The sequence below is a fragment of the Palleronia pelagia genome (genome assembly GCF_900110115.1).
GTDB classification, from domain to species: domain Bacteria; phylum Pseudomonadota; class Alphaproteobacteria; order Rhodobacterales; family Rhodobacteraceae; genus Palleronia; species Palleronia pelagia.
In genome coordinates this window covers 87,290-105,917 of the sequence record NZ_FOCM01000001.1, presented here as the reverse complement: position 1 = coordinate 105,917, position 18,628 = coordinate 87,290, and the positions used below count along the sequence as shown (strand labels likewise).

Below are 18,628 nucleotides of genomic sequence, written 5' to 3'. Positions count from 1 at the left end.
CCGCAATGACTGCATCCGTGGATGCCACCGCGACGTTGGTTCTCAGCTTCGAATTCGCTTTGCCGACCGTGCCCACCCATTGGCAGAGCGGAACCGCTTTCCAGACCTTCGAAGAAGACGTCGTCGACCTGCGGGCCTCGACGTCGCTTTTCGACTGCACACACTATCCGGGCCTCAAGACCGGGTCTGTCAGCCTGCGCTTCCCGCGCGAGATCAGGATCGAGACCGAGGGCCGCAGCATCGATCACGGCCCGTTCCCCGAGGCTCTGGAGGCGCATTTCAATCTGTCGGTGGCCGCCCTGCCACTGGGCCGCGCGGTGGCCTCGCTGGCGTTCGACCTCCGGGATCTGGAGCTCACGCCCGAAAGACTGGATGCGGTCACACTGATCGAAAAGCTCTGGGCCCCGCGGGAGCTTTCGACGCCCCCGCGGATCGAGGCTGCGACCGCCAGCGGCCGCCAGAGCCTGACCAAATTCATCGACGGCCTCCTGGCCGAGGTGACGGGCGCCGAGCCCCACGACATGTCGCCCGCGCGGCTGGCCTTGTTCGTGGAAAGCCCAGCCCTGTTTGACCTCGTGCTCGCCGCACGCGCAGAGGCGGACGCACCCTTCCCGCCGCTTTTGGAAAGCTTCGCCGGCTGCGCGCAGAACGTTCTCGATCACGCACATCAAGATCGGGCCGAGACCCTCGATAGCCTCGATCCGATCTTCGCCGAGGATGGTGTGATCGTGATCGCAAGCCAGCGCATTCTCATCGAGGTCGCGCGCCAGTCGCGCAGTTTTCACGAGGGCCGCAAGGTCGTGGGGACATGCCCGTATTTCTTGCTTGTGCATGTTCTGGCCACTCACAACGAAATGGTGCTGCGCCGCTGGGTCGATAAGGTGTCGGGCGTCTACAACCGCATCCTCGACGTGCAGTCGCGGCTTGCCGGCAAGGATGTGAGCCGTCTGGCCAGCGCCGATGTCCGCCTGATCGAGGGATTGCAGAAGGAATTCGCGGATATCCGCGTGTCGGTGATGATCGACATCCGCTCAACCGCTTTCCAGAACTCTTTCCGCTACGACACCGAGCGCGAGATGTTCGACAACCTTATGGCGACCCGAGGGCTGGTCCGGATCAACCTTTACTGGCAATCTGTCCTCGACAGTTGCGATCAGGCGATCAGCGACATCGCGCGGCTGAACGAAAGCAGCCGGGGACGGCGGATGAACATTATCCTCGCGGCGCTGACCTGCGTGACCATTCTCTCGGTGGTGATCGACCTGCGGACCGAGATAGACGCCGGCAGCACCGTGGTATCTACCTTTCTTGCCGCAGGCGCGGTCTTTGGCGCCTTCGCGGGGCTCCTATTGCTAATACGGCGGTTGTACTAGGCGGCCCGCCCGGAACTTTGCGCCGCGCCGGTCGCTAAAGGCGAAATCAGCGGAGAGTTTTCATGGTCGACCTTCTGAACATCGTCATCGCGCTTCTGTCCATCGGCTTCGGCGCCATCGGCTGGCTGGCGCCGCGCTACACGATGGAAAAACTCGACACCCAGGACAAGGGCTCGACCATGGGCGTGTCCGAGGTGCGCGCCGCCTCGGGCGCGCTGTTCGTGGGGCTGGGTCTGGGCGCGCTGCTGATCGGCGACCCCATCGCCTATGCCATGATCGGCTTTGCCTGGGGCGGCGGGGCCGTGGGGCGCGCCACGTCCCTGCTGCTCGACGGCGTGACCCGGTCGAAGGTGATCTTCTTCGCGGTCGAGGCCGTGGTGGGCATCGTCGGCATCTGGATCAATCTGGCCTGAGCGTCGCGCTTCGGGCTTGAACCGACCGCCCGCGCCCCCTATTTCTAGGTTGTTCTGCAAGGAACTATGGACATAAACGCGCTCGTAATAAGCGGATCGGACCCGGGGGCGGTACCCGGCGGCTCCACCAAATTCCCTCGTTGGGGGCTCATGGGGCCGAAACAGGATCGACGGACGTCTAAAGGGGTTGCTTTGTCTCGGTGAGCTACCACCGATATCGGTGCAGAAAAGTACAATTGCCAACGACAATCGTGCTCCGGTCGCCGTTGCAGCCTAAGCTGTAACAGACCGAAATCTAAGTCCTTGCGCCTAGCAGCGTAAGGCGGGGTTCGCAGGCACCTGGCAACAGAAGCCTGCATTTTCATCCCCCGAATTTTCATCTTTTCGCGGGTCTCCGCACGGGCCCTTTCGTCCCTTTTCATCGCTTGCGAATGTCGTATGGTCAGAGGAACCGACAAGGGCAGAGGCGATGACGCGCAAGATCGATTACGGCAACCTGATGCACGCGGCCATGCGGGGCCTCATCCGACGCGTGCTCGAGGATGTGCGCGACCACGGCCTTCCGGGCGACCACCATTTCTTCATCACCTTCGACACGATGCACCCCGACGTCGAGATCGCCGACTGGCTGTCCGACCGTTACCCGGGCGAAATGACGGTGGTCATGCAGCACTGGTACGACGGGCTGGAGGTGACCGGGGAAGGCTTTTCCGTCACCCTGAATTTCGGCGACAGCCCCGAGCCACTCTACATCCCCTACGACGCCATCCGCACCTTCGTGGATCCTTCGGTGGAATTCGGCCTGCGCTTCGAGACGCAGGAGGATGAGGACGCGTCCGACGATGACGACGAGGATGTCGCGCCCGCCGGCATGATCGACATCGACGATGACGCCGAGGCGAAGCCCAAGCCCAAGAAGGACGCCGACGTGGTCAGCCTGGACGCCTTCCGCAAGTAGCGGGCCACGCGCGCCGTTGTCGCGGGCGCGGCGCTGCGCTAGTCCACTGGGAAACCCCAAGGACCGCATGTGAGGACCCCGCAGATGACCGGCACCCGCACCGAAACCGACAGCTTTGGCCCGCTTGACGTTCCAGCAGACAAGTACTGGGGCGCGCAGACCCAGCGGTCGCTGATGAACTTTCCCATCGGGTGGGAGCGTCAGCCGGTGGCCATCGTCCGCGCGCTTGGCGTCATCAAGCAGGCCTGCGCCATGGCCAACAAGGCCCGCGGCAAGCTGGACGACGGCCGGGCCGACGCGATCATCTCGGCCGCATCCGAGGTGGTGGCCGGCAAGCTCGACGATCACTTCCCGCTCGTCGTGTGGCAGACCGGCTCGGGCACCCAGTCGAACATGAACGCCAACGAGGTCATCGCCAACCGCGCGATCGAGATCATGGGCGGCGAGATCGGCTCGAAGGACCCGGTACACCCCAATGACCATTGCAACATGGGCCAGTCCAGCAACGATACCTTCCCCACCGCCATGCACATCGCCTGCGCCACCACAGTGCGCGACACGCTGCTGCCCGGCCTGCGCCACCTGCACGCGGCGCTGGACGCCAAGGCGAATGAATGGGACGCCATCATCAAGATCGGCCGCACCCACACCATGGACGCCACGCCGCTGACCCTGGGTCAGGAGTTCTCGGGCTACGCGCACCAGGTCGCCATGGGGATCGAGCGGGTCGAGGCCACCCTGCCCCGCCTGCACCAGCTGGCCCAGGGCGGCACCGCCGTGGGCACCGGGCTCAACACCCCCAAGGGCTGGGGCGAGGAAGTCGCGGGCCACATGGCCGACATCACCGGCCTGCCGCTGGTCACCGCGCCCAACAAGTTCGAGGCGCTGGCCGCGCACGACACGCTGGTCGAGCTCTCGGGCGCGCTGAAGACGGTGGCCGCGTCCATCTACAAGATCGCCTGCGACATCCGCATGCTGGGCTCGGGCCCCCGCTGCGGCCTGGGCGAGCTGATGCTGCCCGAGAACGAGCCCGGCAGCTCGATCATGCCCGGCAAGGTGAACCCCACCCAGGTCGAGGCGATCACCCAGGTCTGCGCCCATGTCATGGGCAACGACGCCGCCGTGGGCTTCGCCGGCAGCCAGGGGCATTTCGAGCTGAACGTGATGAAGCCGATGATGGCCTACAACGTGCTGCAATCCATGCAGCTTCTGGGCGACGCCTGCGTGGCCTTCACCGACAATTGCGTGGCGGGCATCCGCGCCGACGAGGATCGCATCGGCAAGCTCATGCGCGAGTCGCTGATGCTGGTCACCGCGCTGGCCCCCGAGATCGGCTATGACAACGCCACGACCGTCGCCAAGACTGCGCACAAGAACGGCACGACCCTGAAGGAAGAGGCCATCAACCTGGGCTTCGTCGATGCCGAGACGTTCGAGCGCGTGGTCCGTCCCGAGCAGATGATCGGCCCGAAATGAGCGATGGCCCGATCAACCTGAACAAGGCCCGCAAAGCGCGCAAGCGAGCCGACGACAAGGCGCTGGCCGACGCCAACGCCGCGAAACACGGCCGCAGCAAGGCCGAGCGGGTGGCCGAGGCCGCCCGCACGGACCGCGCCCGGGCGCTGCTCGACGGTCACAAGTTCACCGAGGACGAGTGAGCGGGCCACCGGTCAAACGCTCGCTCACCCTGCGGGGGCATCGCACCTCCGTGTCGCTGGAGGACCCGTTCTGGCGGGAATTCCGGCGCATCGCGGCCGAGGACGGACGCGCGCTCAACGACCTTGCCGCCGCTATCGACGCCGCGCGCGACCCCGAGACCGGTCTCGCCTCGGCGATCCGGGTTTTCGTTCTGGAACGGGCGCTTGAAAGAAAGTCTTAACCCTTTCGCGCTCAAACTCGGCGCATGGACACGCGATACCAGACGATCACGCCGGACCAGTTCCTGTTCCAGGTCTTTCGCAGCAAGTCGGCGATGTCGGGTGGCGTGGTCCGCCGCGCCGCGCGCGACGTGGAGCGGGTGATGGGCCGCGCTGCCTTCCGTGCCGAGCTGGAACGCCGTGGCTTCCACGCCGTCGAGAATGCCGGCCAGTTCGTTATTTTCTGCAACAACGAACCGGTGCGCGTGGTGTGCTGAACCTGTGATGAGATCATCTGCGATGATCTCCCGGAGACTATCTCGGATAGTCTCGAACAGATGATCCAGGATCATCTGGGCGACAGGTCCAACCAGATCCCCTCCGCCGCCCGCACCGTCAGATGCGCCTGCGGTACCGGCACCCGCCCCGCGACCGGGGCCAGGCGCCAGTGCGCGAGGATCGCGGCCAGCAGGATCACCCCCTCGGCCATGGCGAAGCCCGCGCCGGTGCAGACCCGTGGCCCGGCCGAGAACGGCATGTAGGCGTCGCGCTGGCTGTCGCGGGTGGCCGGGTCCTGCCAGCGGTCGGGGTCAAAGGCATCCGGATTGTCCCAAAGCCGTTCGTGCCGGTGCAGGTGCCAGGGGCTCAGCACCACCAGGTCGCCCCGGCGTGCATCGCGGTCGCGCAGCCGCTCGGCCCGGCTCGTCTCGCGCACCATCATCGGCACGGGCGGGTACAGTCGCAGGGTCTCGCGGAATACGTCGCGGGTGGTTTTCAGAACCGACAGGCGCGCGAAGGTCGGGTCGTCCATGTACTCCCGCGCCTCGGCCGCCACACGGTCCTGGATCTCGGGATGGGTCGCCAGCAGGTACAGCGCCCAGCCCAGGGCCGCCGCGCTGGTCTCGTGCCCCGCCAGGAAGAAGATCGCCACCTGGTCCACCATCTCGTCCGCGTCGAAGCGTGCGCCGGTCTCGGGATCGGCGGTGGTCAGGATCTTGGTGGCCAGGTCATCTGGCGCGCGCCCCTCGGCCACCTCGGCAAGGCGTTGATCGACCAGACCCGCGATCAGGCCGCGGATGCGCCTGGCCGCCGCGCGGGTGCGACGGCGGTGCAGGCGCGGCGCCCAGGACGGCAGACGCAGAAAGGCGCCCAGGTTCATCAGGGGCTGGGTCCGCTGGTAGGCCCGGAACTCGTCGAAGACCCGCGCCGCGACCTGATGTTCGATCGGGATCGAGAACAGCGTGCGGAAGATCACGTCGGCGGCGGCATGGCTGGCCTCGGGCTCGACGTCCTGGACGCCGGTCTGCAGCCGCCCGGCCCCGGCGCGCGCGGCCTCCAGCATGGCCGGGAAGGTATCGCGCAGCCGTCCGCCCGCGAAGGCCGGGTCGATGATCCGCCGCTGGCGCGCCCATTCCGCGCCGTTGGTGACGAAGACCGAGCGGCCCAGCAACGGGCGCAGCCCCTCGCCCACGCGGTCAGCCTTGGGGAAGTCGGCGGGCCGGTCACGCAGCACCAGCCGCAGGACGCCCGGATCGTTCACCATGAAGGACCGGAAGAACGGCGTGCGGAACTCGGCCATCCACGCACGATAGAGCCGCGCGGGCTGCGCGGACAGGATATCGGCGCGGAACAGCTTGAAATACCGCCAGAGCGGCACCCGGTCGGGTCGCGCCACCGGCTTGGGCGGCAACGTCATGCAGCCATGGAGGTATGGGACGAGGCGGCCACATCAATGCGCGAGGCCGAAGGCTTGCGGCCCGCCAGCCGCGCGGCCAGGGTCTGCGGCCCGGCCGTGATCGCGAAATAGTCGTAGCGGCCCGGATCGTCGGGCAGGTCGTCGAAGGCGCAGAGATACTGGAAATGCAGCCGGAAGAAGCGCCAGCGCAGCTTATTCCAGGTCTCATCCCGCAACGTCTGGGTGAAGGCCGCCGACAGCACCAACGGCCAGCGCTGCCCGGTCCCGGGGGCGACGCCCGAGACGGCGACGGGGTCGCACAGCGCGAACGAGCAGCCATCGCCGGGGGCGGTCACGTCCACCCAGGTCAGCCGGTCGGTCGTGGACAGGAACCGCAGGTCGGCCCGCAGCCGGTCCGCGGCGGGCAGGAAGCTCATCATCGGGATGACCTGCCCCAGCGACAGGAAGGACAGGACAGGGCCGTTGGCCGGCACTTTCCCGTCGCGGATCAGGTCCGCGAGGATCGACACCGCCAAATGCGCGCCCGAGCTGTGCCCGATGACCAGCACCTCGTCCACGTCCTCGGCCAGCGCGGCGGCGATGGCATTGCCGAACGCGTCCATCCGCGCCTCGAGCGCGGGCGGGTTGGCCCCGTTCCACCGCGCCGCGAAGGCGTAGTCGTGCATCAGGTAATAGGCGTAAAGCCTGTTATCGATCCTGCGAAACCCGCGCAGGGCCGCCACCGCCACCGCCGCGCCGACGACCAGCTCGATGACCGGCCCGACCCATCCCAGGCCGATCCCGAGCGGATGCAGGCCCACGGTCAGGCCGAAGGTGAGTGCCGATCCCACGATGCGCCCCGCCACCACCGCGAGAACGAGCTGCAGAAGCAGCATCCCCACCGGGTAGAGCGCGGCGATGACCGGCCCCTTGCGCAGCCACATGAGCCGCCGCAGCGCGCCCGAGGCGATATAGGTCCAGGCCGTGCGCGCCAGCTGCGCGTAGGTCGCCGCGATACCGCCGTTCATGGATGTGCGCACGATATCGGACCAGACCAGCACTTCGACCGAGCTGAGAGCCGTGCGCCCCTCGATCCGGGCGCCCACGTCCCAGCCGTACCGCTTGCCCTGTCGCGGCTTGATCCCGATCTCGTATCCCGAAAGGGCCGCCTGCTGCTTGCTTTCCTTTCGGTAGAGCTCGCGGTAGCGGCGCGGGTGGATCGGGTCGTATCCCGGCAGGTAGAAGACCCGGCGCGTCTTGACCGGGCGGCTGGCGGCGGTTTCCATCGGCGACATCCCTCGTGCTTGGGCGAAGGATAGCAACGAAATCGGGCAACAATAAGTAGCGGAGCGCCACGATTAGCCCAGAAGGGCCAGCCCGGGGAACGTGTTGAGCAGCCAGAACGAGAAGGCGGTGAAGGCCCCGGTCATCAGGGCGACCCCGACCACGACCAGCAGCGCGCCCATGGCCCGCTCGATCGCCTTCATGTGCCGCTTGATCCGGTTCATCACGCCCATCGCCCGCTGGATGAACAGGGCCGCCAGAAGGAACGGGATTCCCAGTCCGGCGGCATAGACGGCCAGCAGGGTCGTGCCGCGCGCGACGTCGGCCTCGGACGCGGCAAGGCTGAGGATCGCGCCCAGCTGCGGGCCGATGCAGGGCGTCCAGCCGAAGGCGAAGGCCAGCCCCAGGACGTATGCGCCCAGCCCGCTGCCGCCGCGGTCGCCGGCATCGAGCCGCGCCTCGCGATCGAGGATTGGGATGCGGAAAAGGCCCAGGAAGTGCAGGCCGAAGATCGTGACCACGGCACCCGAGATCTTCGTCATTATATCCTGATATTGCAGGAAAAACGCGCCGAAGGCCGACGCCGTGAACCCGAGGATCAGGAAGACCGTCGAAAGGCCCAGCACGAAGAACAGCGCGGGCAGCATCGCGCGGCGTCGCTGGACCGTGCCCGCCTGGATCTCGGACATGGAAATGCCGCCCATATAGGCCAGGTAAGGCGGAACGATGGGCAGCACGCAGGGGCTCAGGAACGACAGCAGCCCCGCGCTGAGCGCGATCAGCAACGCGGGCAGAAGGCTCGCATCGATGATGTCGAATCCATGCATGGGGTCTGCTTAGCCCAGCGGGCGCAGCGCGTCATCCGCACAAGCGTCACAAGCCCGTGGACAAAGTGAAACACCCCCGGCAGTGTCGCGCCCATGACATTCGACCACGATCTGGACGCGCGCGGCCTGCTGTGCCCCCTGCCCGTGCTGAAGCTGCGCAAGCGGATGCAGGCGCTGGCCCCCGGCGCCGTGATCCGCGTGCAGGCGGACGACCCGGCGGCCATCGTCGACATTCCACATTTCTGCGCCGAAGCTGGCCACGAGTTGTTGGGACAATCCGAAACCGACGACGCGCAGCACTACTTCGTGCGCAAGGCCGGCTGATCCACCGGCACCCGCCGCGCCCACAGCAAGAGCCCCAGCCAACACATCAGGCCCGCCACGGCATAGGCGGCAAGGATTGGCTGCATCTCGGCGTGGCGCATGCTGTCGGTGTCGGGACTGGCGCCGGCCGCCACGAACAGGCTGGCGGCGAACAGGGCGCGACCGGCCAGGCTTTGCACCGAGAGGTAGGTGGCGCGGGTATGGTCATCGAGCAGCGGCTGGATCCTCGCGAGGATGAAGGGCGTCGACAGCGCATCCGGCACCATCCGCAGGAACAGGATCGCGACGACAAGCGCGCTGGCGCTGGCGGCCAGCACCGCGCTCAGCCCGATCTGCATCCCGAAAGCCAAGAGCAGCAGCGCCGCCAGCCCGAAACGCCGGCGCAGCCCCGGCGCGGCCCAAGAGGCGGCGACAGAAACCACCATCATGACCGCCGTGACCACCCCGCTGACGGCCGGCGTGCCCTCGGACAGGCCCAGCGGGCGCAGCGCGTCCAGGATGAAGGGCTGGCCGAAGACAAAGGGGATATGGCTGTAGCCGTACATGAGCACCGCCAGCGCGAAGAGCCATGCCAGCACCGGCCGCGAGATGGCCGCGCGCAGGCCCGGCAACGGGTTGGCGGCCTCGGCCCCCCTGTGCGGCGGTTCGATGAACAGCCACGCGATCAAGCAGGCCGCCGCGAAGGCCACGCCGCCCAGGCCGAAGGTCAGCGGGAAGGACACGAGGCCCAGCGCCCCGCCCGACACCGCCGCCAGCGCCAGCGCCGAGAACGAGAATCGCCAAGCGCGGAGCTCCTCGGCCTCGACCCGGTCGCCGCGGCCCTGCGCCCGCAGGGATTCGTAGAGGAACGAGCTGTCGGTCCCCGAGGCAAGCGCCGCGGCCGCCCCCAGCGCCACCTGCCCCAGCACGAAGATGGCGAACCCGCCGCCCAGCGCCAGCAGGCCGCATCCCAGCGCCCCGCATCCCGCGGCCAGGATCAGTGTCGGCCGGCGCCCCAGGCGGTCCGAGGCATAGCCCGACGGAACCTCGAGGATCAGCGTTGCGGTATCGTAGACGGCATAGAGCGCCACGGCTGCCGCGGCCGACAGGCTGGACTGGAAATAGAGAAACCAGACCGCCTGCCAGAACAGAAGCGACTGGAAGAACTTGAACCACGGGTAAAGCGCGACGTTGCGCGCGGCGGCCTCGGGGTTCATCCCGCGGGGCCTGGAACGACACGCGCCCGGCACGGGGGCCGGGCGCGTTCGGATCCTAGCTTCTCAGCGACCACCAACCGCGTTTCTTCGGCTTTTGCGACTCGTCGGACCCTTGGTCGGCATCGGCCATGGCCGGCTCGGCCTTCTCGGGCTCGGAATCCGCAGGCTCGGGGGCGGGCGCGTCGTCGGCCTTGGTCTCAGCCACGGGCGCCGGGCTCTCGGGCTCGTTTTCCGCGACCGGCGGCGCGACGGGGGCGTCCGCGCTGATCTGGTCCTTCACCTCGTCCGAGACGGGCTGATCCATGGCCGGCGCACTGTCGTCGCTGGCCGTTTCATCCACGGGTGCGGCGGCGGGGGTCTCTGCCCGCGCGGCGACCTCGGTCTGATCGTCGGTCTTGGGCGCGTCGGTCTCTGCCGCGGCTTCCGAGGCGACGGGATCGGCCGGCTTTCGCCGACGGCCGCCACGCGACCGCTTGCGCTTGGGCTTGTCACCGGACGAGTCGTCGTCGTCCTGCGCGTTCTGGTCGGCCGGCTTGGCCTCTCCATTGCTGTCGGGCGCCTTGGCGTCGTCGTCCTGCCTGGACTGGTCGCCGGACTTGGCGTCGGCAGTCTGAGTCTCGGACTGGCCGTTGCCGTTGCCGTTGTCGTTGTCGGCCCCGTCCCCATTTCCGCCCTTGCGGCGACGACGGCGGCGGCGGCGCTTCTTCGGCTTGTCCTCGCCCGGGTCATCCGATCCGGCGCGCGACGGCGTGGGCTCGGACCCGTTCGCCGCCGGGGCTTCGTCTGCGATGACCTCGTTGGTCTCGTCCACCGCGTCGAGCTCGTCCATCATCGAAGCCGAGGACACGATTGCGGCGGTCTGCTCGACCTGCCGGGTCATCTGCTGCTTGAATTTCTCGAGCTTGTAGTCGGGGCTGACAAGCGTGGCGTCGGCTTCGATCCGGACGACCATGCCATAGCGCGCCTCGATCTGGATGATGTGGTCGCGCTTGTGGTTCATCAGGTAGTTGGCGATGGCCACCGGCGCCGTCACGCAGATCTCGCGCGTCTTCTTGCGCGTGCCCTCTTCCTCAAGCTGGCGCAGGATGGCGAGCGACACGTTGTCGTCCGAGCGCAGCAGGCCGGTGCCGTGGCAATGCGGGCAAGGCTGGGTCGTCGCCTCGATCATGCCGGGGCGCAGGCGCTGGCGCGACATTTCCAGCAGGCCGAAACCGCTGATCTTGCCGACCTGGATGCGCGCGCGGTCGGTCTTCAGCTTTTCCTTGAAGTGCTTCTCGACATTCGCGTTGTGCTTGCGATCCTCCATGTCGATGAAGTCGATCACGATCAGGCCGGCCAGGTCGCGCAGCCGCAGCTGGCGCGCCACTTCCTCGGCGGCTTCCATGTTGGTCTTGTAGGCCGTGTCCTCGATCGAGCCTTCTTTGGTGGCCCGGCCGGAGTTCACGTCGATGGCCACAAGCGCCTCGGTCACGCCGATCACGATGTAGCCGCCCGAAGGAAGCTGGACCGTCGGGTTGAACATGCCGCCCAGGTAGCTTTCCACCTGGTGACGCGCGAACAGCGGCATCTGGTCGTGGTAATTCTTCACGTTCTTGGCGTGGGACGGCATGATCATCTTCATGAAGTCCTTGGCCACGCGGTAGCCGACCTCGCCCTCGACCAGCACCTCGTCGATCTCGCGATTGTACAGGTCGCGGATCGAGCGCTTGATCAGGTTGCCTTCCTCGTAGATCGGCGCGGGCGCGATGGATTGCAGCGTCAGGGCGCGGATCTGCTCCCACATGCGCTGCAGGTATTCATAATCGCGCTTGATCTCGGTCTTGGTGCGCTTGGCGCCCGCGGTGCGGATAATCAGCCCGGCGCCTTTCGGCACCTCGATGGAGGTGGCGATTTCCTTCAGCTTCTTGCGGTCCGCGGCGTTGGTGATCTTGCGGCTGATGCCGCCGCCCCGCGCCGTGTTGGGCATGAGCACGCAGTACCGGCCGGCCAGCGACAGGTAGGTGGTCAGCGCGGCGCCCTTGTTGCCCCGCTCTTCCTTGACGACCTGCACCAGCAGGATCTGGCGGACCTTGATGACTTCCTGGATCTTGTACTTCTTCGCGCGCGGCTTGCGGCGCGGGCGCACGTCGTCCGGGGTGTCGTCGTCGGCGACGGATTCGATGTTGTCGTCCCGCTCGGACGCATCGTCGGCGGCGACGTAGGGCTTGGGCTCGTCGTCATCGTCGTCGCCGGGCGCATCGGCGCCGTCGTCGTCCTCGGTCAGGTCGACCACGTCCATGCCCGGCACACCGTCGATGACGGCGGCGGTCTTGGCGTCGGCCAGTTCGTCGGCATCCGCGCCCTCGCCCTCGGCGGCCGCGCTGGTCACGGCGTCGTCGGTGTTGGTGTCGGCGGCCTTGGCGCGGCTCCGGCTACGGCTGCGACGCTTGGGCTTTTCCTCTTCCCGGGCCTCTTCCTCGGCCTCGGCCATTTCCTCGGCCAGCAGGGCTTCGCGGTCGGCGACCGGGATCTGGTAATAGTCGGGGTGGATCTCCGAGAAGGCCAGGAAGCCGTGGCGGTTGCCGCCGTAATCGACGAAGGCCGCCTGAAGCGACGGTTCGACCCGCGTTACCTTTGCGAGGTAGATGTTGCCAGCGAGCTGGCGCTTGTTCTCGGATTCAAAATCGAATTCCTCGACCTTGTTTCCGTCCACCACCACGACGCGGGTCTCTTCCGCGTGGGTGGCGTCGATGAGCATCTTTTTTGCCATAAATCCAAATTCCGCAATCCGGGCGGCGCAGCGACCTGCGGGGGTGCTGTGCATGGGGGCACGGATTGTCTGTCACGGGCGATGGCTGGGCCGCAAAGCGACCGCCGGGGGCGCCCGATGGGCCCCATGATCGGCTGGTCTGTCCTAGGCGCGCGGCGCATCGCAGTTCATCTCCGACAAGTGAAGCAGCGCTCCGCTCGTCCATTCGGGATCCGGCGCGGACGCATCCTTTGCCGGAATTATCACGGGCCTCTCGGCCCAGATCTGTCTGCCGGGACACACGGTTTGTCCGGTGTCGATCTCCGCCAGCGAAATCGAGGGGGCGACACGGACATGTGTCCATCGGTCATCCGCTACCCTTCTTCATAGAGGAGATGGCGACCGATTTACAACGACAATATGCGCGATCCGCGACAACCCATGGGTGCGCACCCGCGCCCGGGCCCAACCCTTGGGGACCCGGCGCACGACGGATTTACTGTGTATCGGGCGCGGATCAGCCGCCGAGATAGTCCGATCGCGTCAGGCCGTACTTGGCCATTTTCTCGTTCAGGGTCCGCCGTGGCAGGCACAGCTCGTCCATCACGGCGACGATCGAGCCGCGATGGCGGCGCATCGTGTTGTCGATCAGCATTCGTTCGAACGCCTCGACATACTCCTTGAGAGGCTTGCCTTCGGTGGTCATCCCCGGCTCGGCGTCGTTCTCGTCGGCCATGAGCAGGCTCGAGATCTTTCCCGAGCCGCGCCGGTTCTGCATAACCGCGCGTTCGGCCACGTTGATCAGCTGACGGATATTGCCCGGCCACGGCGCCTGCAACAGCTGCGCGGCCTCCTGTGCGTTCACCTCGGGCGCGTCACAGCCGTATTCCTCGGCCGCCTGCTCCGAGAAGCGGGCGAAAAGCGTCAGGATATCCTCGCCACGCTGGCGCAGCGGCGGCAGGGTGATCTTCATCGCCGCGAGACGATAGTAGAGGTCCGGGCGCAGCACGTCCTCGCAGGTCTTGCCCTGTTCGCTGAGGTTCGAGATGGCGATCAGCCGCGTCTCGGCCGGCGTGCCCTGCTCGTTCATCCAGGTCAGAAGGCGCGCCTGCAACCCCGTGGGCAACGCGTCGATATCCTCCAGCACCAGTGTGCCGCCGCGCGCCTGCTCCAGCAGCGGAATGTCCTCGCCCCCTGCCCCGAACAGATGAGCGGTCAGCGTTTCCTCGTCCTGGCCCGCGCAGGAGAACAGCACGAACTTGCGGCCCGCCTTGGCCCCGACCGCGTGCAGCGCGTGGGCGACCAGCGTCTTGCCGGTGCCGGTCTCGCCGTCGATCAGGACGTGTCCGTCAGCCTGGCCCAGGTCAAGGATGTCCTCGCGCAGACGCTCCATCACAGGGGACGAGCCAATCAGCTTCTTCATGATGCCGGTGCCGTCCGACAGTTCGCGCCGCAGGGCGCGGTTGTCCAACGTCAGGCGCCGCTTGCCAACCGCGCGCTTGGCCAGCTCGGTCATGCGCTCGGGGTTGAAGGGCTTTTCCAGGAAATCGAACGCGCCCACACGCATCGCCTCGACCGCCATGGGTACATCGCCGTGGCCTGTGATCATGATGACGGGCAGCGCGCTATCGACGCCCATCAGGCGCTTGAGGAACTGCATGCCGTCCATGCCGGGCATCTTGATGTCGCTGACCACGACACCGGGATAATCCTGCCCCAGCACCTTCAGGGCATCCTCGGCGGACCCGAATGTCTCGGTATCGAACCCGGACAGCGCCAGCCATTGGCTGATCGATTGGCGCATGTCCTGTTCGTCATCAATGATCGCAATTTTCATGGACGCAGCCATACTGCACCTCCTGTCATTCCGCCGCTTCCCGGCCCCCCTCAAGGCTGGGAAGGAGCATCTCGAACACCGCGCCGCCCCCGCGACCGTTGCGGGCTGTCAGGCGGCCGCCCAAGTCGGCCACGATCCCGGAGGAGATCGCGAGTCCCAGCCCTGTGCCGTCGCCCGGCGCTTTTGTCGTGTAGAACGGCTCAAACAGGGCGTCGAGATCGTTAATCCCGGTGCCGTTATCACGCACGGTCAAAACCGCGTTGTCACCGTGGGCCAGGATCAGCTCGATCCGTGGCGCCTTGGCGTCCTTGGTGGCGTCGATGGCATTGCGCAGGAGGTTGACGATCACCTGCTCGACCCGGATGCGGTCGGCCATGACGGGCACCGGATCGGGTGGCACCGACCGGCTGATCGTCACGTCGCGCGCCTTGAGCTGCGGCTCCATCATGGCAAGCGCGGCCGACAGCGACGCCCTCAGGTCAATGGGCTCGAACGCGTCGCCGCCCTTTCTTGCATAGCTTTTCAGCTGCCGCGTGATCGCACCCATCCGTTCGATCAGGTCGTCGATCCGCCGGAACGACGCCAGCGCCTCGTCCGGGCGATGCCGCTGGACCAGCAGCCGCGCGCCGGCGAGATACGTCTTCATGGCGGCCAGCGGTTGGTTCAGCTCGTGGCTGACCGACGCCGACATTTCGCCCAGCACTGCCAGTTTCGAGGTCTGCGCCACCGTCTGCTCGGCCACTTCGAGGTTCTTTTCGGCCTTCTCGCGTTCGGCGATTTCCCGCTGCAAGGCACCGTTCAACGCGCGGAGTTCAGCCGACTCGCGCTGGAAAAAGATCGACCGGCTGAGCGCCTTGCGCCCGGCCAGGAAGGATCCGGCGGCGATAAGAAGGGCGAAAGCCATGATCTCGATCGCCAGGACGCCATTCACCTGGTCACGCACCGAGGCGTAGTTGGTGAAACTCGTCATCCGCCATCCCTGGAACGGGATGCGCGTGGACTGCCGCATTACCGCCTCGCCTGACAGGTAGGCGTCGGCGGGCAGTGCCGTCCAGTCGGCGGTTGCGCGGATCGCCCGCTGGATCGCCCCCGTCGCGGACCGGCGTTCCAGCGCCACGTCCTCGGTCAGACCGCGCCAGCGCGATTCCGTCGCCAGCACGATCTGACCTTCACTGTTGGTCACCATGACCGCGTCGGAAAAGCCTGCCCAGCTTTCCTCGAACTGGCGCAGGTCCACCCCAACGACGATCACGCCGGTCAGATTGCCGCCCACGCGGATCGCCCGGGAATAGCTGAAGGCGAAGGCGCCGCTGTCGCGCTGTGTGGTCGAGAAGACCGTCCCGTCGCCGCGGATGGCGTTGATGAAATAGGGCTCCTGCCGGTGGTTCGATCCCAGTCGTGCCCGGTCGGTGGCGGCAACCGCGCGTCCGTCACGGTCGAGCAACATCAACGACGCGGCACCGATTTCTTCCAGATACGAGATCAGGCGCTGGCTGGTCGCGGTGAAATCATTCGATGTCAGCGCGCCGATCAGCGCCGGATCCCGGCTGAGCAGCAGCGGCACGACGCCTGCCCGCTGCAGCGCGCTCATCAGGTTGCCCGAGTAGAGCGCCAGGCGCACCTCGGCCCGGTTGCGGGTGCTTTCGGTGAAACGCTCGGTCAGCAGGATGTTGGTGAACCACACCACAGACACCGCCGCGGCCAGCGCAAGTGCAGCCGCCAGCCGCCAGGCCCAGCGGCGGCGGGGAGTATCTTCGGTCACCGATTGGTCGGATGCGCTCATGCCGCGAAATTACGCGCCCGCGTCCGCCCCGGCAAGCTCAGGCGTCGGCGAAGGATTGCGCAAGGCTCGTGAACAGCGCCCGCCCGTCGGTGCCGCCCAGCGCCGGATCGGCCGCGCGCTCGGGGTGGGGCATCATGCCCAGCACACGGCCGTTTTCGCTCAGCACACCGGCGATATCGTTGCGCGAGCCGTTGGGATTGGCGGCATAGGTGAAAGCCACGCGCCCTTCGCCCGTCAGCCGCTCCAGCGTGTCGGCATCGGCGGAATAGTTGCCGTCGTGGTGGGCAATCGGGATGTCGATGGCTTGCCTGTCGCGATAGCCGTTGGTGAAGGCGCTGCTGGCGTTCTTCACGATCAGCGGCACGGTCCGGCAGATGTATTTAAGTTCGCGGTTGCGCATCAGCGCTCCCGGCAACAGGCCGCTCTCGGTCAAGATCTGGAAACCATTACAAATACCAAGGACATAGCCGCCCTTCTTCGCGTGGTCCACGACGGCCGACACGATGGGCGAGCGGGCCGCGATTGCGCCGCAGCGCAGGTAGTCGCCGAACGAGAACCCGCCCGGCAGACCCACCAGGTCCACATCGGCCGGCAGTCCGGTGTCCTTGTGCCAGACCATGGTCACGTCGAACCCCGCCGCGCGCAGGGCCACGGCCAGGTCACGGTCGCAGTTCGATCCGGGAAAGACGATGACGGCCGCCTTCATTGCGCACGCTCCTTCTCCAGCCGTTCGATGAGGTCGGGCGCGTCGGACCAGCGCATCAGCCGGTGGGCGACGTCCTGCCCGCGATTGTGCAGCGCATCAAAGCAGACGACGATGCCCCCGAAACCCTCGAAATGGCGCGGCGAATCATCGATCAGCACATCGGCCGCGATGATCGACTTGTCGCCGCACAGGACCAGGTTCAGCACGGGCACCATGGGGAAATGCCGCTCCATCCACGCCACCTTGTGAACGCAGGACGCGGGATATTCCATGGCCGCCGTGGCAATGAAGACCTCGTGATCCTCGACCAACCGCGAGAGAGCCTCTTGCGCGCCTTCGATGACGTCGACATTGCCGAACACGACACCGCGATGCAGCATCGTCTCGACCCGCGCGGCATCCTCGGCACTGACGAGCTCGGTGACCTTGCGGCCCGTCATCTCGTCCTCGGTGAAGGAATAGCCGCGCTCGCGCAGAAAGGTCAGCTTGGCCGCGTTCGTGTCGGCCAGCACCTCGTCCATGTCGATGGCGATACGCACCTAGAGAATCTCGATCCGGTAGGATTCGATCACCGTGTTGGCGAGCAGCTTCTCGCACATCTCGCCGATGCGGGCCTCGGACGTGCCGTCCTCGAGGTCCAGCTCGATCACCTTGCCCTGACGCACGCCGCGCGCCTCGTCGAAGCCGAGCGAGCCCAGCGCATGACGCACCGCTTCGCCCTGGGGGTCGAGGACCCCGTCCTTCAGCATCACGTGTACCCGTGCCTTCATCGCGGGGTCCCCTGCTTCATCTTTCTCAAAATACCTGACGGCGCTCCACCAGCCCTCAATTGATCAGCGTAGGCTTGGTGGCGTGGGTGACGTTCGAGGGCAAAACTCCCAGGCGCCGCGCCACCTCGGTATAGGCGTCGGTCAGGCTGCCCAGGTCGCGGCGGAACACGTCCTTGTCCAGCTTCTGGCCGGTCTCGACATCCCAGAGCCGACACGAGTCGGGGCTGATCTCGTCGGCGACGATAAGGCGCTGGAAGTCGTTGTCCCACACCCGGCCGATCTCGATCTTGAAATCCACCAGCTTGATGCCGACGGCCAGCATGACGCCCGACATGAAATCGTTCACCCGCAGCGCCAGCGCCACCATGTCGTCCAGGTCCTGCTGCGACGCCCAGCCGAAGGCGATGATGTGCTCTTCGCTGACCAGCGGGTCGCCCAGCTTGTCGTCCTTGAGGCAGAACTCGACGATGGGACGCGGCAGCGCGGTGCCCTCCGACAGGCCCAGCCGCGTCGACATGGAACCGGCGGCGAAGTTGCGCACGATCACTTCCAGCGGGATGATCTCGACCTGGCGGATCAGCTGCTCGCGCATGTTCAGCCGCTTGAGGAAGTGGTTGGGGATGCCGATCTGCGTCAGCCCCTTCATGAAGAACTCCGAGAGGCGGTTGTTCAACACGCCCTTGCCGTCGATCGTCGCCTTCTTTTCGGCGTTGAACGCGGTGGCGTCATCCTTGAAATACTGCACGAAAGTGCCCGGCTCGGGGCCTTCGTACAGGATCTTGGCCTTGCCTTCGTAGATTTTCTTGCGCCGTGCCATGGGTGCTCCTCGATCGGGGCGCGCGCGCACCGGGCGCCCGGGTGTTGTTGCGGCGTATAGGCGATTGCCGACGTACCGGCA

Annotated in this window: 19 protein-coding genes and 1 other RNA gene; 9 read left to right on the top strand and 11 right to left on the bottom strand. The window is 66.6% G+C overall.

Annotated elements, in window-relative coordinates; genetic code table 11:
* Positions 1-5 precede the first annotated feature (5 nt).
* The 8 genes from BMX96_RS00530 (at position 6) to BMX96_RS00495 (ending at position 4,878) form a co-directional block, all read left to right on the top strand.
* Positions 6-1,373: a hypothetical protein gene (locus BMX96_RS00530; RefSeq protein WP_139209898.1), complete on the top strand. Its 1,368-nt coding sequence runs from the start codon at positions 6-8 to the stop codon at positions 1,371-1,373.
* A 62-nt stretch (positions 1,374-1,435) separates the two neighbouring features.
* Positions 1,436-1,786 carry a DUF4345 family protein gene (locus BMX96_RS00525; protein ID WP_073128920.1) on the top strand — a complete coding sequence of 117 codons (351 nt, stop codon included), beginning with the start codon at positions 1,436-1,438 and terminating at the stop codon, positions 1,784-1,786.
* Between the two features lie 12 nt (positions 1,787-1,798).
* Positions 1,799-2,146: a transfer-messenger RNA gene (gene ssrA, locus BMX96_RS00520) on the top strand.
* A gap of 109 nt (positions 2,147-2,255) precedes the next feature.
* Positions 2,256-2,744 (top strand): SspB family protein, encoded by a 489-nt coding sequence (locus BMX96_RS00515; RefSeq protein WP_091843063.1) that lies wholly within the window; start codon positions 2,256-2,258, stop codon positions 2,742-2,744.
* A gap of 84 nt (positions 2,745-2,828) precedes the next feature.
* The gene (gene fumC / locus BMX96_RS00510) at positions 2,829-4,220 is read left to right on the top strand and encodes a class II fumarate hydratase (protein WP_091843060.1); all 1,392 of its coding nucleotides are present in this window, start codon (positions 2,829-2,831) and stop codon (positions 4,218-4,220) included.
* Positions 4,217-4,402: a DUF4169 family protein gene (locus BMX96_RS00505; protein ID WP_091843057.1), complete on the top strand. Its 186-nt coding sequence runs from the start codon at positions 4,217-4,219 to the stop codon at positions 4,400-4,402. Before fumC ends, BMX96_RS00505 begins: the two co-directional genes overlap by 4 nt.
* Positions 4,399-4,623 carry a ribbon-helix-helix domain-containing protein gene (locus BMX96_RS00500; RefSeq protein WP_091843054.1) on the top strand — a complete coding sequence of 75 codons (225 nt, stop codon included), beginning with the start codon at positions 4,399-4,401 and terminating at the stop codon, positions 4,621-4,623. Before BMX96_RS00505 ends, BMX96_RS00500 begins: the two co-directional genes overlap by 4 nt.
* Positions 4,624-4,647: 24 nt before the next feature.
* On the top strand, positions 4,648-4,878 hold the full coding sequence (locus BMX96_RS00495; protein ID WP_091843051.1) for an N-(5'-phosphoribosyl)anthranilate isomerase: 231 nt from the start codon (positions 4,648-4,650) through the stop codon (positions 4,876-4,878).
* A 71-nt stretch (positions 4,879-4,949) separates the two neighbouring features.
* Here BMX96_RS00495 and BMX96_RS00490 read toward each other — a convergent pair whose 3' ends face one another.
* The 3 genes from BMX96_RS00490 to BMX96_RS00480 form a co-directional block, all read right to left on the bottom strand.
* Entirely contained in the window at positions 4,950-6,296 is a 1,347-nt protein-coding gene (locus BMX96_RS00490; protein ID WP_091843049.1) for a cytochrome P450, read from the bottom strand.
* On the bottom strand, positions 6,293-7,561 hold the full coding sequence (locus BMX96_RS00485) for a hypothetical protein (RefSeq protein ID WP_091843046.1): 1,269 nt from the start codon (positions 7,559-7,561) through the stop codon (positions 6,293-6,295). Before BMX96_RS00485 ends, BMX96_RS00490 begins: the two co-directional genes overlap by 4 nt.
* 72 nt (positions 7,562-7,633) lie before the next feature.
* Positions 7,634-8,386, bottom strand: a complete 753-nt coding sequence (locus tag BMX96_RS00480; protein ID WP_091843044.1) for a cytochrome c biogenesis CcdA family protein — start codon at positions 8,384-8,386, stop codon at positions 7,634-7,636.
* Between the two features lie 93 nt (positions 8,387-8,479).
* Here BMX96_RS00480 and BMX96_RS00475 point away from each other — a divergent pair, with 93 nt between their 5' ends.
* Positions 8,480-8,710: a sulfurtransferase TusA family protein gene (locus tag BMX96_RS00475; protein ID WP_091843041.1), complete on the top strand. Its 231-nt coding sequence runs from the start codon at positions 8,480-8,482 to the stop codon at positions 8,708-8,710.
* Here the strand turns inward: BMX96_RS00475 and BMX96_RS00470 are convergent.
* The 8 genes from BMX96_RS00470 to purC all read right to left on the bottom strand — a co-directional run bounded on the left by BMX96_RS00470 (position 8,686) and on the right by purC (position 18,547).
* Positions 8,686-9,906 (bottom strand): MFS transporter, encoded by a 1,221-nt coding sequence (locus BMX96_RS00470; protein ID WP_091843035.1) that lies wholly within the window; start codon positions 9,904-9,906, stop codon positions 8,686-8,688. The two genes, BMX96_RS00475 and BMX96_RS00470, sit on opposite strands and share 25 nt — an antisense overlap.
* A gap of 55 nt (positions 9,907-9,961) precedes the next feature.
* On the bottom strand, positions 9,962-12,655 hold the full coding sequence (locus tag BMX96_RS00465) for a ribonuclease E/G (RefSeq protein WP_091843032.1): 2,694 nt from the start codon (positions 12,653-12,655) through the stop codon (positions 9,962-9,964).
* Between the two features lie 496 nt (positions 12,656-13,151).
* Positions 13,152-14,483 (bottom strand): sigma-54-dependent transcriptional regulator, encoded by a 1,332-nt coding sequence (locus tag BMX96_RS00460; protein WP_091843029.1) that lies wholly within the window; start codon positions 14,481-14,483, stop codon positions 13,152-13,154.
* A gap of 13 nt (positions 14,484-14,496) precedes the next feature.
* Complete coding sequence (locus BMX96_RS00455) at positions 14,497-16,254, bottom strand: sensor histidine kinase (RefSeq protein WP_091843027.1); 1,758 nt, start codon at positions 16,252-16,254, stop codon at positions 14,497-14,499.
* Positions 16,255-16,291: 37 nt separating this feature from the next.
* A complete protein-coding gene (gene purQ, locus BMX96_RS00450; RefSeq protein WP_091843024.1) occupies positions 16,292-16,960 on the bottom strand; it encodes a phosphoribosylformylglycinamidine synthase subunit PurQ in 669 nt (222 codons plus the stop codon).
* A complete protein-coding gene (locus BMX96_RS00445) occupies positions 16,957-17,499 on the bottom strand; it encodes a 5' nucleotidase, NT5C type (protein WP_091843021.1) in 543 nt (180 codons plus the stop codon). Before BMX96_RS00445 ends, purQ begins: the two co-directional genes overlap by 4 nt.
* Complete coding sequence (purS, locus tag BMX96_RS00440) at positions 17,500-17,730, bottom strand: phosphoribosylformylglycinamidine synthase subunit PurS (protein WP_073128905.1); 231 nt, start codon at positions 17,728-17,730, stop codon at positions 17,500-17,502.
* Between the two features lie 55 nt (positions 17,731-17,785).
* A complete protein-coding gene (gene purC / locus BMX96_RS00435; protein WP_091843018.1) occupies positions 17,786-18,547 on the bottom strand; it encodes a phosphoribosylaminoimidazolesuccinocarboxamide synthase in 762 nt (253 codons plus the stop codon).
* Between the last annotated feature and the right edge of the window lie 81 nt (positions 18,548-18,628).

What these genes read in the sequence shown, in the direction of transcription:
- BMX96_RS00530 (WP_139209898.1), top strand. Translation starts at nt 6, where the DNA reads ATGACTGCATCCGTGGATGCCACCGCGACGTTGGTTCTCAGCTTCGAA.
- BMX96_RS00525 (WP_073128920.1), top strand. Translation starts at nt 1,436, where the DNA reads ATGGTCGACCTTCTGAACATCGTCATCGCGCTTCTGTCCATCGGCTTC.
- BMX96_RS00515 (WP_091843063.1), top strand. Translation starts at nt 2,256, where the DNA reads ATGACGCGCAAGATCGATTACGGCAACCTGATGCACGCGGCCATGCGG.
- fumC (WP_091843060.1), top strand. Translation starts at nt 2,829, where the DNA reads ATGACCGGCACCCGCACCGAAACCGACAGCTTTGGCCCGCTTGACGTT.
- BMX96_RS00505 (WP_091843057.1), top strand. Translation starts at nt 4,217, where the DNA reads ATGAGCGATGGCCCGATCAACCTGAACAAGGCCCGCAAAGCGCGCAAG.
- BMX96_RS00495 (WP_091843051.1), top strand. Translation starts at nt 4,648, where the DNA reads ATGGACACGCGATACCAGACGATCACGCCGGACCAGTTCCTGTTCCAG.
- BMX96_RS00490 (WP_091843049.1), bottom strand. Translation starts at nt 6,296, where the DNA reads ATGACGTTGCCGCCCAAGCCGGTGGCGCGACCCGACCGGGTGCCGCTC.
- BMX96_RS00485 (WP_091843046.1), bottom strand. Translation starts at nt 7,561, where the DNA reads ATGGAAACCGCCGCCAGCCGCCCGGTCAAGACGCGCCGGGTCTTCTAC.
- BMX96_RS00480 (WP_091843044.1), bottom strand. Translation starts at nt 8,386, where the DNA reads ATGCATGGATTCGACATCATCGATGCGAGCCTTCTGCCCGCGTTGCTG.
- BMX96_RS00475 (WP_091843041.1), top strand. Translation starts at nt 8,480, where the DNA reads ATGACATTCGACCACGATCTGGACGCGCGCGGCCTGCTGTGCCCCCTG.
- BMX96_RS00470 (WP_091843035.1), bottom strand. Translation starts at nt 9,906, where the DNA reads ATGAACCCCGAGGCCGCCGCGCGCAACGTCGCGCTTTACCCGTGGTTC.
- BMX96_RS00465 (WP_091843032.1), bottom strand. Translation starts at nt 12,655, where the DNA reads ATGGCAAAAAAGATGCTCATCGACGCCACCCACGCGGAAGAGACCCGC.
- BMX96_RS00460 (WP_091843029.1), bottom strand. Translation starts at nt 14,483, where the DNA reads ATGGCTGCGTCCATGAAAATTGCGATCATTGATGACGAACAGGACATG.
- BMX96_RS00455 (WP_091843027.1), bottom strand. Translation starts at nt 16,254, where the DNA reads ATGAGCGCATCCGACCAATCGGTGACCGAAGATACTCCCCGCCGCCGC.
- purQ (WP_091843024.1), bottom strand. Translation starts at nt 16,960, where the DNA reads ATGAAGGCGGCCGTCATCGTCTTTCCCGGATCGAACTGCGACCGTGAC.
- purS (WP_073128905.1), bottom strand. Translation starts at nt 17,730, where the DNA reads ATGAAGGCACGGGTACACGTGATGCTGAAGGACGGGGTCCTCGACCCC.
- purC (WP_091843018.1), bottom strand. Translation starts at nt 18,547, where the DNA reads ATGGCACGGCGCAAGAAAATCTACGAAGGCAAGGCCAAGATCCTGTAC.